The organism is Shewanella marinintestina, assembly GCF_023283845.1.
GTDB classification, from domain to species: Bacteria; Pseudomonadota; Gammaproteobacteria; order Enterobacterales; family Shewanellaceae; genus Shewanella; species Shewanella marinintestina.
On sequence record NZ_JAKILC010000007.1, the window covers coordinates 1 to 13623 of the forward strand.

Annotated in this window: 12 protein-coding genes; 6 read left to right on the forward strand and 6 right to left on the reverse strand. The window is 43.9% G+C overall.

The window, feature by feature from the left end:
* Window positions 1–1066: 1066 nt before the first annotated feature.
* The 3 genes from L2747_RS09305 to L2747_RS09315 form a co-directional block, all read right to left on the reverse strand.
* Window positions 1067–1954 (reverse strand): phosphoribulokinase, encoded by an 888-nt coding sequence (locus tag L2747_RS09305; protein WP_248998764.1) that lies wholly within the window; start codon window positions 1952–1954, stop codon window positions 1067–1069.
* A gap of 168 nt (window positions 1955–2122) precedes the next feature.
* The gene (locus tag L2747_RS09310; protein ID WP_248998765.1) at window positions 2123–2377 is read right to left on the reverse strand and encodes a YheU family protein; all 255 of its coding nucleotides are present in this window, start codon (window positions 2375–2377) and stop codon (window positions 2123–2125) included.
* A complete protein-coding gene (locus L2747_RS09315) occupies window positions 2371–3351 on the reverse strand; it encodes a hydrolase (RefSeq protein WP_248998766.1) in 981 nt (326 codons plus the stop codon). Before L2747_RS09315 ends, L2747_RS09310 begins: the two co-directional genes overlap by 7 nt.
* Before the next feature lie 178 nt (window positions 3352–3529).
* Between L2747_RS09315 and L2747_RS09320 the strand changes: the two genes are divergently transcribed.
* Both L2747_RS09320 and L2747_RS09325 read left to right on the forward strand, forming a co-directional pair.
* Window positions 3530–4045 carry a TAT leader-containing periplasmic protein gene (locus L2747_RS09320; RefSeq protein ID WP_248998767.1) on the forward strand — a complete coding sequence of 172 codons (516 nt, stop codon included), beginning with the start codon at window positions 3530–3532 and terminating at the stop codon, window positions 4043–4045.
* A gap of 87 nt (window positions 4046–4132) precedes the next feature.
* Window positions 4133–5719: a GMC family oxidoreductase gene (locus L2747_RS09325; protein ID WP_248998768.1), complete on the forward strand. Its 1587-nt coding sequence runs from the start codon at window positions 4133–4135 to the stop codon at window positions 5717–5719.
* Window positions 5720–5818: 99 nt separating this feature from the next.
* Here the strand turns inward: L2747_RS09325 and L2747_RS09330 are convergent, their stop codons facing one another.
* Together L2747_RS09330 and L2747_RS09335 are read right to left on the reverse strand one after the other, a co-directional pair.
* Entirely contained in the window at window positions 5819–6283 is a 465-nt protein-coding gene (locus L2747_RS09330) for a TIGR02444 family protein (RefSeq protein WP_248998769.1), read from the reverse strand.
* A gap of 117 nt (window positions 6284–6400) precedes the next feature.
* Window positions 6401–8311: an ABC transporter ATP-binding protein gene (locus tag L2747_RS09335; protein WP_248998770.1), complete on the reverse strand. Its 1911-nt coding sequence runs from the start codon at window positions 8309–8311 to the stop codon at window positions 6401–6403.
* Window positions 8312–8463: 152 nt separating this feature from the next.
* On the opposite strand from L2747_RS09335, the gene L2747_RS09340 reads away from it, so the two are divergent.
* A complete protein-coding gene (locus L2747_RS09340) occupies window positions 8464–8673 on the forward strand; it encodes a YheV family putative zinc ribbon protein (protein WP_248998771.1) in 210 nt (69 codons plus the stop codon).
* A 575-nt stretch (window positions 8674–9248) separates the two neighbouring features.
* Window positions 9249–10658 (forward strand): ATP-dependent RNA helicase DbpA, encoded by a 1410-nt coding sequence (dbpA, locus tag L2747_RS09345; protein ID WP_283107242.1) that lies wholly within the window; start codon window positions 9249–9251, stop codon window positions 10656–10658.
* Between the two features lie 230 nt (window positions 10659–10888).
* Here dbpA and L2747_RS09350 read toward each other — a convergent pair whose 3' ends face one another.
* Entirely contained in the window at window positions 10889–12448 is a 1560-nt protein-coding gene (locus L2747_RS09350; protein ID WP_248998772.1) for a DEAD/DEAH box helicase, read from the reverse strand.
* 412 nt (window positions 12449–12860) lie between these two features.
* Here L2747_RS09350 and L2747_RS09355 point away from each other — a divergent pair, with 412 nt between their 5' ends.
* Together L2747_RS09355 and L2747_RS09360 are read left to right on the forward strand one after the other, a co-directional pair.
* Window positions 12861–13061, forward strand: a complete 201-nt coding sequence (locus L2747_RS09355) for a DUF3565 domain-containing protein (RefSeq protein ID WP_248998773.1) — start codon at window positions 12861–12863, stop codon at window positions 13059–13061.
* A 193-nt stretch (window positions 13062–13254) separates the two neighbouring features.
* A complete protein-coding gene (locus L2747_RS09360) occupies window positions 13255–13596 on the forward strand; it encodes a DUF3622 domain-containing protein (RefSeq protein ID WP_248472557.1) in 342 nt (113 codons plus the stop codon).
* Window positions 13597–13623: the final 27 nt, after the last annotated feature.

Sequence of the window (13623 nt, forward strand, 5' to 3'; positions counted from 1 at the left end):
AAGTTTTACAAGGTAAGGTCAGCTAGCAATCTCAAGGAGATGAGCGGATCAAGCATGAAGGTGAAATTCATTTTTTAAGGGAAGTTTTACAAGGTAAGGTCAGCTAGCAATTTCAAGGAGATGAGCGGATCAAGCATGACGGTGAAATTCATTTTTTAAGGGAAGTTTTACAAGGTAAGGTCAGCTAGCAATCTCAAGGACATGAGCGGATCAAGCATGAAGCTGGAATACATTTTTTAAGGGAAGTTTTACAAGGTAAGGTCAGCTAGCAATCTCAAGGAGATGAGCGGATCAAGCATGAAGGTGAAATTCATTTTTTAAGGGAAGTTTTACAAGGTAAGGTCAGCTAGCAATCTTAAGGAGATGAGCGGATCACGCATGAAGGTGGAATTCATTTTTTAAGGGAAGTTTTACAAGGTAAGGTCAGCTAGCAATCCCAAGGAGATGAGCGGATCAAGCATGAAGGTGAAATTCATTTTTTAAGGGAAGTTTTACAAGGTAAGGTCAGCTAGCAATCTCAAGGAGATGAGCGGAGCAAGCATGAAGGTGGAATTCATTTTTTAAGGGACGTTTTACAAGGTAAGGTCAGCTAGCAATCTCAAGGAGATGAGCGGATCAAGCATGAAGGTGGAATTCATTTTTTAAGGGAAGTTTTACAAGGTAAGGTCAGCTAGCAATCTCAAGGAGATGAGCGGATCAAGCATGAAGGTGGAATACACTTTTTAAGGGAAGTTTTACAAGGTAAGGTCAGCTAGCAATCCCAAGGAGATGAGCGGATTAAGCATGAAGGTGGAATACATTTTTTTAAGGGAAGTTTTACAAGGTAAGGTCAGCTAGCAATCTCAAGGAGATGAGCGGATCAAGCATGAAAGGTGGAATACATTTTTTAAGGGAAGTTTTACAAGGTTAGGTCAGCTAGCAATCCCAAGAAAATGAACAGATCAAGATGGGGGAATTCACCTTCAAGGGAATGCTAACTTATCGTTCTTTCGCCTGAAATCCCGATGACTGAAGTCTACATATACAGGCTTAATCTAATCTTAAGATCTGGGCCTCTACAAAAGAATTATTCAATTTCCGGCGAGATTAGCTGTGAACGCTTATCCATTAAATCTTTAACCAGTGGAGTGAGGATTAGCTCCATTGCTAGTGACATCTTGCCACCTGGTACTACAAGAGTATTTACCCTAGACATAAAAGAGCCTTGGATCATGCTGAGGTAATAGGGAAAGTCTACATTGTTAATCCCGCGAAAACGGATCACTACAAAGCTTTCATCTAAACTCGGAATACTCTTAGCGCTAAATGGGTTTGAGGTATCAACGGTTGGTACTCGCTGGAAGTTGATATGAGTGCGAGAAAACTGTGGCGTCATATGGTTAATATAGTCGTCCATACTGCGCACTATAGAGTCCATCACTTTTTCACGGCTATGGCCACGTTCTGATGTGTCGCGGATGATTTTTTGGATCCACTCTAGGTTTACAATTGGCACCATACCTATGAGTAAGTCAACATGCTGAGCAACGTCACATTCATCGGTAACTACACCACCATGAAGGCCCTCGTAGTAGAGCATATCGGTATTTTCAGGTAATGGATGCCATTGAGTAAACGTTCCGGGCATTTGATTGAATGGCACAGCCTCATCGAATGTATGCAGGTAAGCGCGAGTTTCACCTTGGCCAGTATTACTGTAATCGTTAAAGCATTGCTCTAAACGTTTGAAGTCATTGGCTTCTGGACCGAAGTAACTGATATTACGGTTTTCAGTTTTTTCTTTACGGATCATTACCGCCATTTCAGGGCGAGTAAAGTGATGAAAACTGTCACCTTCAATAATGGCTGCATTAATGCCCAGCTGTCTAAAAATATGATTAAAAGCAGTTGTCGTTGTCGTCGTGCCTGCGCCAGAGGAGCCTGTTACTGCAATAATTGGATGTTTCGCTGACATTTTTTTACCCAAAGAAAGAGAGTTTGCTTCACCTGCATGTTAGCCAAAGCTACGACTAATTATCGTTATTCAGGTAAGAGGGTTGCGCTTATAACCTTCATTTATACGGCTTCACTTGGCTCAGGTCAATCTATGCCCAAGCCAAGAGCAGGCTTTTACTACTTGATATTAATCCTGTTGCCAATCTTGGACAACGATATCTTCTTTGCGTCTAATACCAATAGATTCTTCTTCCTCGCTGTACTCGACAACGAGAACGCCTTGCTTAAGTGCTGCTTTACACTGAATGATTGCTCTTTCCATGCTGTGTTCGCCGTCACCAGAAAAGCTGCCATCTTCAACTTGGCTGATAAGATATTCTTTAATAAGGTTGTCAAAAGTCTCGCTAGATAACTGAGCTAAAGACTCATAAGGCACTAACATGGTGATTTTTCCAATGAGATTAAAAAGTTTAAAATGCGTTTTTCAAGGTAGTAGCGTGGTCGCCATGGACTACCGCCATCGATAAAGCCTACGTGACCGCCATTTTCGTGGAGTTCATATTGTACTTGTTGTGAAAGTTGCTCTCTAGCAGGGATGACCGCTTCAGTCATAAAGGGGTCGTCTTTTGCGTGGATCACTAATATTGGCTTAGTGATGCGGCTTAAGTACGGCATACCGCTGGCACGATTATAGTAATCATCTACACCATCAAAGCCATGCAGAGGTGCTGTGACTTTATCATCGAATGCATAGAAGGTGGTGAGGCTATCAATGTCATGCTTATTAATTGGCATTAATGTGCTTAATTCAGGCTTTGCGACTTTACCGTGCATTTTTTGTTGTAGCTGCTTAATAAGGTAGCACTGGTACACTTTTGAAAAGCCTTTCTCTAGGCGATTGGCGCAAGAGCCTAATTGTAATGGTGCAGAGATGGCAACGGCTTTATCAATCAAACTCAACTCTTGCTGCTCGCCCTGATATTTTATCAGTACATTGCCGCCTAGGCTGTAGCCAACGGCTAGCAAAGGGTTATTTGGGAAATGGCTTTTTAAGTGTTGTAGTGTGCAATGGAGATCCTCTGTATCACCGCTGTGATATCCGCGTGGAAGACGGTTTAACTCCCCTGAACAGCTACGATGATGGTGTACTACAGCACATAAACCTGATGCCTTGCTAGCGGCTAAGATTCGACGTGCGTAGTGAGACTCAGCACTGCCCTCAAGGCCATGGATAATCACTAAAATCGGCTGTTTAGCTTCAGGTGTTCCTTGCCAGTCGAGATCGATAAAATCGCCATCGGCAAGTTCCAAGCGTTCACGTTGTAATACAGGTCTGTCCACTTTAGTCAGTACAGGGAGAATCGTTTGAATATGGGGGTTTTTAGCCCACCAAGGTGGCGAAAATATTTGGCTCATAATAATTTGGCTATTGCTGAAAATTAAAACGTGTGTTTAATTGTTGTTGTCGTCAGAGTGTAACATAGATTGAAATCGGTCATTTTAATGACTTTGTTTCGAGTTGTAAGTGGCTATGCAATCTGGATGAGTGACGAACTAGAGCGCCAAAACATAATGATTAGAAATAGAGGACGCGATGGAACGACGGACTTTTATTACAACCGCATTAGCAGGCACTGCCTGCTTAGCGTTGGGAGTGAATTACTGCTCTTCAGACTATATCGCGGTCAATAAAGAGCTAGATGACAAGCATCGTTTGTTATTTAGTGTGTTATTGCCCGTTTTTTTAGATGGCGCTCTGCCTGATGTCGCAACATTAAAACGCGATGCGATTAATCGTACACTCGACGCGATAGAACACACGATTTCGATTCTCCCCCAAGATAGCCAAGCGGAACTTGAACAGTTACTCAACATGCTTGAGGGACGTTTGGGGCTGCTTATTCTAACAGGAAGTGTTACGCCGTTAATGATGCGTAACGAATCTGAACTCATCGATATGCTGCAAAGTTGGCGTACAAGTTATCTTGATATGATGGTCACGGCCTATCAGGGTTTACGAGAGCTGGTGATGGCCAGTTATTACTCGAGCCCCGAGCACTGGAGTCGATTGCATTACGCTAAACCTAGCTTTTTAGAGGATATGCAGTGATGTTAATTGGAATACTTTCGGCATTATTAATACAGGTGCTAACCAAGCGGGCGCAGACAATAAAAACTCAGAATAAAGGACGCGTTTATGGCCATTGAAGATCCTATTGTAAAAGGACTGGATTCTGGCTGGGCGCATATAAATGCGGCTAAGCTCAATGAAAACCAAACCTTAGAAGCCGATGTGGTCATTGTTGGCAGTGGCGCTGGTGGCGGTGTTGCAGCAGAGATCCTTACCCAAGCAGGCTTATCAGTTATTATTGTTGAGGGTGGTCCGCTTAAATCATCTAGCAACTTTAATATGGAAGAGCGCCGTGCCTATCCTGACTTATACCAACAAGCTGCAGGGATGAAGACCGCAGATAAAGCGATTGGTATTTTTCAAGGTCGGGCAGTGGGTGGGTCAACTACAGTTAATTGGACCACTTCAATTCGCACTCCCGAGCCTGCGCTTAACTACTGGGCACAGGTCAAGTCTGTTGAGGGGCTGTCTCGAGCTGAGCTTGATCCTTGGTTTGAGAAAATGGAGCAGCGACTCAATATCAGTAAATGGGCTTATGAGCCCAATCGAAATAACCAAGCACTAAAGCAAGGCTGTGAGCAATTGGGTTGGGAACACACAGTTATTAAGCGTAACGTTAAAGGTTGTTGGAACACCGGCTATTGCGGCATGGGCTGCCCAGTTAATGCTAAGCAGTCGATGTTAGTGACCACGATTCCAGCGGCTCTTGAAGCGGGGGCAACATTGGTTAGTCAGGCGAAAGTAATTAAGCTTGAGCATCATAAGGACAAAATCTTTGCTATAAAAGCGCAAGCGGTAGATAGCAATATGAAGCCTTTACCGGTTGAAATTATGTTTAAGGCTAAGCATTACATTTTGTCGGCAGGAGCCATTCACACACCAACAATCATGTTGCGTTCTAAGCTACCAGACCCACATGAGATAATCGGTAAACGTACTTTTTTACACCCCACTTTACTTAGTGGCGCAGTGTTTAGCGACCCGATAAATGGCCATAGTGGCGCTCCACAGTCGATTTATTCTGATGAGTTTGTCTGGCAAAATGGCGCTGATGGAGAGCTAGGTTATAAGCTCGAAGTCCCTCCCATTCATCCAATTTTGATTGCCTCAAAAACCATTGGTTACGGTAAAAGCCATGCAGAGTTGATGGCGAAATTTAATCAACTACAAGTGACGATTGCTTTGGTGCGCGATGGTTACCATGAAAATAGCCAAGGCGGCCAAGTGAAATTGACCGAGCATGGCTTTGCGTTGGATTATCCGCTCACAGACGCCTTTTGGCGGGCAGCAAGGCGTGCCTATGCCAGCATGGCTGAATTACAATTTGCCGCTGGTGCGCAGCAAGTATTACCTATTAGCGAAGGAATGCCTTATTTGTCGAGTTGGAAGGAGGCCAAAAGCGCGATAAATGAGATGGAATTAGCGCCACTGAAAACCGTTGTGGCTTCTGCCCACGTGATGGGCGGCTGCCCATTCGGTGAAGACCCAAAAGTTTCTATGGTTAATAGTTTTGGTGAGTCACATTACTTCGAGAACCTTTCTGTAATGGACGGCTCTATCTTCCCTACTAGCTTAGGAGCAAATCCACAGCTGTCTATTTATGGTATTACTGCTAGAAATGCGACTCGCTTGGCTGAAAAGTTGACGGCTTAATTTGTACTGGTATAGCTTGGTATGGCTAAAAAGGCGAGCAGAGCTCGCCTTTTTAGATCTGTATTAAACACTTATTTCACAACTTATGAATACCGCTAGTTATTGGTTTAGACAGGGGTAATCTTGGCTATTAAGGTTAAATAGCGCCAAGTAGCGACTCACATTGCTATCGGTTTCAGCAGGGTAAACTTCATCTAGAACCATAGGCTTGAGTGCTATGAGGATCTTAGCTTGAGACTTGCGTTCTAACATTAACTCCACATCCAGCATTTGTTGATATTCAGCCTGCTCAAGTGCGGCCTTACTTAAGCGTCTCAGCTTACGGTAAGGCAATAATAGTCTTTGCTCCCAGCTGAGTAGAGCCTGCTGTAGCTGCTGCCAGTCTGATGAAGCAAGTCGTTGATGGTGGCTATCAAGCCATAGAGCCAATAGTAGTAAGTTTACGTTGAGCTGGTGGTCATCTTGCAGTGCTAAGAAAATGGTCTGTTGCTGGATATAGATGACATCACAATCTTGCCAAAGGTGCTGATAAAAGCTGGGGTTAAAACTACCTGGTAGCGTCATATGAAAAGCTCCGTCTACCGCAAGCCTATCGAGCTTACGTTTCATGCATATTAAAAAAGTTGCGCAAAAAGTGAGTTATAAAAAAGGGAAGCATTGCTTCCCTTATGTCGTTACCTATCAGACTTCTTCACGAACACTTTGTTCAATATTTTCAATTTCTTCTTGGATCTCAAGCCATTCCATTTCGCTCTCTTCCAAACCCTGAGTCAAAGTGGTTCGCTCACTAAGCACCTGAGTCAGTTTGGCTTTATTGTCGGCATCATAGAGGCTGGTGTCGGCCAACATTTCTTCTAGCTCTTTTAAGCGGTCATTGGCTTTTTGCTGATCTTTCTCTAGCTTAGTCTGTACCTTTTTCAGCGGCGACAGTTTTTGTCTTAGTTCTGCTTCTAAGCGCTTTTGTAACTTCTTGTCTTGAATTGGCGTGCTGGTTTCAACCGCTTCTTCTTTACCTGCATTTTTAGCCGCATCGAGTAGCCATTGATGGTAATCATCTAAATCGCCTTCAAAGCTTTTCACTTCACCTTGTTCGACAAGGTAGTAGTCACTACAACTTAGGCGTAATAAGTGTCTATCATGCGATACAATAATCATTGCACCTTCAAAAGTTTGCAGTGCCATGGTTAATGCATGACGCATCTCTAAATCTAAGTGGTTGGTTGGTTCGTCGAGTAGCAATAGGTTAGGGCGTTGCCACACTAACAGCGCCAATACTAAACGAGCTTTTTCACCACCAGAGAAAGGTCTTACAGGCGCAAGAGCCATATCGCCGTTAAAGCCATAACCGCCTAAAAAGTTACGTAACTCTTGTTCTGTCGTCGTTGGTGCCAAACGCACCATGTGTTGCAGTGGTGAGTCATCTAAACTGAGAAATTCCAGCTGATGCTGGGCAAAGTAACCGATATTTAAACCTGGGTTGGTTTCATATTTACCTTGCATTGGTGATAGCTCACCAGACAGTAATTTCACTAATGTCGATTTACCCGCACCATTACGCCCAAGTAGACCAATGCGGGCTCCCGGCACCAAGTTTAGGTGCACTTTTTTAAGGATCTCGGTTTCACCGTAGCCAATAGAAACTTGCTCCATTGTTACTAGCGGGTTTGGTAGTGCTGCCGGCTCTCTAAATGCCATATGAAACGGGCTGTCAGCTTGAGATGGTAGCAGCTCTGCCATACGTTCAAGAGCTTTTAAGCGACTTTGAGCTTGCTTAGCCTTACTGGCTTTATAGCGGAAACGGTCAACAAAAGACTGCATATGGGCACGCTCTTTTTGTTGGCGCTCAAAGGCCACTTGCTGCTGAGCCATACGCTCGGCACGAACACGCTCAAACGAGGTGTAGTTACCTTTGTAATAGTTAAGTTTGGTGTTCTCTACATGCACGATTTCATCGACAATACCATCAATAAAGTCGCGGTCGTGACTGATCAGAATGAGCGTACCTTGGTAAGCCTTGATCCAGCCTTCTAACCAGTACATGGTATCCAAGTCTAAGTGGTTAGTCGGTTCATCGAGTAATAGTAAGTCCGAGCGACATAATAGCGCCTGCGCTAAGTTAAGGCGCATGCGCCAACCACCGGAAAAACTCTTAACTGGATTACTTTGCTCTTGCTCACTAAACCCAAGACCTGCTAGCAGGCTTGCAGCGCGTGAATGAATAGCATAACCGCCAATTGCGTCTATTTTGCCGTGTAGTAGTGCAATTTTATGGCCGTCATCAGCTTCTTGCGCTGCGTGCAGCTGTGTTTCTAACTCTCGATATTCGGCATCGCCATCAATGACATATTCAATTGCAGAGACTTCTAGTGCAGGGGTTTCCTGAGCAACGGTAGCAAGTTGCCATCCGCTTGGCATGCTGAAGTCACCTTTATCTAAGCTTATTTTGCCTAAGATAAGGGCAAGTAACGAAGATTTACCGCTTCCATTGGCACCGACAAGCCCGACTTTATGTCCTGGATAGACAGTTAATGAAGTTTCATCGAGCAAGGTTTTTGAGCCACGAACGAGTTGAGCTTGAGTGATGGTGATCATTGAAGTCGGCTTAAAGTCAGAGTAACAGCAAATATTGGGGACAGATGATAGCCCAGAACCGCTAGATACTTCTATGGCAGAAGCTAGAAAAGTACGGTCTTGATGCGACTTTTGTGGCAAAATGGCGATATAGATGGATAGGAATTAAAATCATGACAATAACAACTAAAAAAGTGAAAAAACGTTTTGTAGCCGGCGCTAAATGCCCTAAGTGTCAGGCAAAAGAATCAATCGTATTATTTAAAGAAAATGGTATCGAAACTGTAGAGTGTGTCGATTGTGATTACCGTGAACAGCAAACAGAGGAAAAAGTCGCTAAAAAAGCCAGTGGCGCCGTTATTGGAGTATTTAATCCTGACTAACAATGAAGAGTCTGGGGCTTAAAATCGTCATCGTTAAATACCGCTTTTTGGTAAAGTGTAATCACATGTGTGCTGTCTGCTTGCTGGTGTAAACTTTGCGGATTTAGCCTTAGTGCTTTTTGCTAACGCAGCGTGGCGTGGCAAAATATTTAGAGTCAGTTGTTTAATGATATTCATATCAATTCGAATTTTAGTGCAGCAATGAGCATTCTGACTAAAATTAAGCTGGTATACATTGCCAGCTTTTTTGTGGCCGCTTTTAATAATCAAGCATACCTTGATGACCAATTGGCATAAGTGGCTATCTAAATATGGCTTTCAAGCGGGTTAAGGTCAGGGATAGAGGATATTTCTTCGTTATCCTTTATTGAGCATGCTGCAACTAAAAGAATTACTGCTACAATAGCGCGCTATAATTTATATCGATAGAAAACGACAACTTTTGCTCCAGCTGATTTGGAGCCTTGTCACCATGATTAGATCACTGCAAAGCACGATTTGAGCGCCTTGATAAAGGTATCGAGTCCTATAGGGAAAACCGCCCTAACCAGCAGTGCATACTTAGGAAAGATACTTTGACTCAAACAGTCCCAAATACCGATGCTCAAGCGCCGTTCTCAAGCCTAAATCTGAAAGCTGAACTGCTAGATAACCTGAAAACTATGGGTTATGACTCAATGACCCCAATTCAAGCGCAAAGCTTGCCTGCGATCCTTAATGGCGAAGACGTTATTGGTCAAGGTAAGACGGGTTCTGGTAAGACTGCTGCGTTTGGTTTGGGCTTATTGCACAAGTTAGACGTTAAACGTTTCCGCATTCAATCTTTGGTGTTGTGTCCAACGCGTGAGCTTGCAGACCAAGTAGCTAAAGAGATCCGTACGCTAGCACGCGGCATTCATAATATTAAAGTGCTAACACTTTGTGGCGGTGTGCCTATGGGGCCACAAATTGGTTCTTTAGAGCACGGTGCGCACATTATTGTGGGTACGCCAGGTCGTATTATCGACCACTTAGATCGCGGCCGTTTAGATCTTGAAAACGTACAGACTTTGGTGCTTGATGAAGCCGACCGTATGCTAGAAATGGGTTTTCAGGTTGAACTTGAAGGCATCATGGAACGTATGCCAATCGAACGTCAGACCTTGCTATTTAGTGCGACTTTCCCTGAGCAGATCCAATCTATTGCCGACAAAATCATGTTCAAACCAGTGATGGTGAAAGTGGCATCAACGCATGCAACTAGTACCATTGATCAGCACTTCTATGAAGTCGGTAATAACAATGATCGTATGCGCGCGCTTAAATTATTGTTACTGCAGTACCGTCCAGAAAGTGCGGTAGTATTTTGTAATACTAAGCGCGAAACTAAAGACGTGGCTGCGCAGTTGAAGAACGATGGCTTTAGTGTAGTTGCACTACATGGCGATCTTGAGCAGCGCGATCGTGATCAAACCCTACTGCAGTTTGCTAACAAGAGTGTGTCTATCATGGTAGCGACTGACGTTGCTGCCCGTGGTCTTGATATCGATGCGCTTGATGCTGTGATCAACTATCACGTGGCTTACGACACTGAAGTGCATATTCACCGTATTGGCCGCACGGGTCGTGCTGGCAGTAAAGGTTCGGCGCACACTTTCTATAACGATGAAGATGGTTACAAAATTGCGCTACTTGAAGATTATCTAGAGCGTGACATTGTTAATGAAGCACTTCCGTCTGAGCATTTGTTAGATACTTTCCCGGTACAGCCTGTTATGACTACCTTGCAAATTGATGGTGGTAAAAAGCAGAAATTACGTCCAGGTGATATCTTAGGTGCCTTGACTGGTGAAGATGGCATTCAAGGTAGCGAAGTAGGTAAGATTAAAATTACTGATATGCGAGCTTATGTTGCAGTTAACCGTAAGGTGGCTAAAAAGGCATTGCATAAAATTACTAACGGCAAGTTAAAAGGTCGTTCATACCGTGCATGGGAATTGCGTTAACTCGTATTCTTTGTTTTTGGAGTAAGTAATTAGATTTTATTTACTCCGAAAATGGCCATTGTTGGCATAAAAAAAGCAGCGTATAAACGCTGCTTTTTTTATGCCTGGAGCATTTATGCCAAGGCCCATGGATGGTTAGCCTTGGTTTTGTGTCTAGAGCACTTATGCCAATAACCACAAGTGGTTTTTGGCAAAGATATAATCGAGCTCAAGCAATATTAGGCGCTTGCTTAGCTGTTTTGGCTAGGCTTATTGGCTGTACGATTGCCATTACTTGCTCTATTTGGGTTCGGTCTGCGTTGTCCTGTTGGCTTGCTGTGGCTGCGTTCTGGACCGTTGCCGTTTGCAGTTGCGTTGCCGTTAGCTGCATTCGGTCTACGCTGACGTCTAGGCTTGCTTGGTTGTGAATCACCGTTTTGCTGGTGGCCACGAGCCATTTCACCACTACGTTGGCCATCCTTGTGCTCTACTTTAGCAGCATTATTTTGACCATTGCCTTGGCGACGCGGGTTAGCTGACTTATTGCTAGCTCCGCCTGAGTTTGCGCCTTTATTTGGACTACGCGATCGACCATTACCACGACTTTGGTTACCACCATTACGCGGACCTTTATTCTGGCCATGAGATTTACCGGTTAAGTCTGTTTCAGGTAAGTGATAAGTTGGCTCAAAGCCTTCGATTACGCGGCGTTCTAAGTTCTGTTTAATCAGTAACTCAATGTCACGCAAAAGTTTAATTTCTTCATCGCCAACAAGTGATACTGCATGGCCTGATGCCCCAGCGCGACCAGTACGGCCAATACGATGTACATAATCCTCTGGCACGTTTGGTAAATCAAAGTTAACCACTTGCGGTAGTTGGTCTATATCAAGGCCACGTGCGGCAATATCAGTCGCCACAAGTACGCGAATTGCACCACTCTTAAAATCGGCTAGAGCTTTCGTTCTTGCGCCTTGGCTCTTATTACCGTGAATCGCAGCAGCAGTAATATCTTTTGCTTCAAGGTTTTTAGCAAGACGGTTAGCACCATGTTTAGTGCGGCTAAATACCAATACTTGTTGCCAGTTATTTTGCTTAATCAGTTTGACTAAAACTGCTGCTTTTTGGCCTTTATCAACAGGGCAGATCCACTGCTGTACAGTATTAGCTGTCGCGTTACGCGGTGTAACAGAGATCTCAACTGGGTTGTTCACTAAGCCTTTGGCAAGCTGGCGAATATCATCAGAGAAGGTTGCTGAAAACATCAAGTTTTGGCGCTTTGCTGGCAAGATAGCTAAGATTTTTTTAATGTCATGAATAAAGCCCATATCTAGCATTCGGTCGGCTTCATCAAGAACAAGTACTTCAAGCTGACTAAAGCTCAGAGCACGTTGATTATATAGATCGAGTAAACGACCTGGAGTCGCTACCAGAATATCAACCCCGCGGTTAAGTTTAGTGATCTGTGGACCAATGCCAACCCCACCAAATACTACAGCTGATTTAAGCGGTAAATTCTTACCGTAAGTTTCAACGCTTTCACCAACTTGAGCAGCTAGTTCACGAGTTGGAGTTAGCACTAATGCGCGCACTTGTTTAGCCGGGGCTTTGGTGCCTTTTGAAAGTAGCTCTAGCAATGGCAGAGTAAAACCTGCTGTTTTACCTGTACCAGTTTGCGCAGCGGCCATCACGTCCTTTCCTTCCAATACGGCAGGAATTGCTTGTGCCTGGATAGGTGAAGGAGTGTCATAACCTTTATTGGCAACGGCTTTCAAAATTTGGGCTGATAAGCCCAGTGAGGCAAAACTCATAGATAGGTCTCATTTCGGCTGCGGAATAGACGTTAAAGTGCGACTGGCAGCGGTTTCAGGGGGCCTGCAGATGCTGGCGGCCGTGCAGCTTACAGGATCTGCCTAAAAAGCGCTAATTATTAAACAATCAACCGCTAAATAAACGGTCTTGCTAGCGTTGTCGCTTAACTCCACTGAGTATGGCAGTTAAATAAGAACTAGGGGGGTATTAGCAACTGAAATGGAGCTGATTGATCATTGTCAGCAGGATAAATTGACTAATTTGGTAAAAAACTATCGATTGTGTGATTTTTAGTCGATTAAAAGATGTTGTATCGGCGCTGCATGTGTTAATCTCGCGCCCCTGAAAGTTCATCTACCGATTTTCACCAGTAAATCTAGGTATACATCATACCTAACTCGGCGACTTGTCATGCAGCAACCTATCATTAGTTATCATAAAGATGATGAAGACCATTGGGTTGCGAATTTGTCTTGCGGTCATACGCAACATGTTCGCCATCGTCCTCCATGGGAGCGACGAGACTGGGTGACTAGCCAGCAAGGCAGAGATGCCATGCTTGGTTATAATCTGGAGTGTAAGCTGTGTGAACTCAATTCGGAAGTGGAATAAATCGTGTAGTGATTTAGGTGATCATTACAGAGCGATTTAGAAACAGAATTATGAACGTGAGAGTGATACTTAGAGTGTTGGTCTTGCGTATTGATTGAGCTATAAATAGCCTTGGCTGATATCTTTAACTGGGTATCGCACAAATAGTGTATTTGGCTCAAGTATTAGCATTATTGTTAGGATAAAAAGTAACATGACACAAACTAAGAAGTATGATTTTCGCGTAGTAGCAGATGGCGCAACTTGGACTGGCCAAATCACTCGTCGTCAAACAGCAAGAAAGATTGTTGTTTCTAAAGCTAAGAAAGGTTTTGCGACTGAAGCTGAAGCACAAGCTTGGGGCGAAACTGAACTTAAATCATTCTTAGAGAATTTGATTAAGCGTAATGAGCGTAAAGCTAAGGCGCGTGAAGAGCGTAACGAAGCTGCTGACGCTAAAGAACTTGCTGCTGATGCATGGCGCAATGCGCGTCCAAGCAAATCATCAGATTTCGATGAAGATAACCTAGATTATGAGTCTGACTCAGAAGGTTAATCTTGCGCAGCAAATCTAATTTGTTTT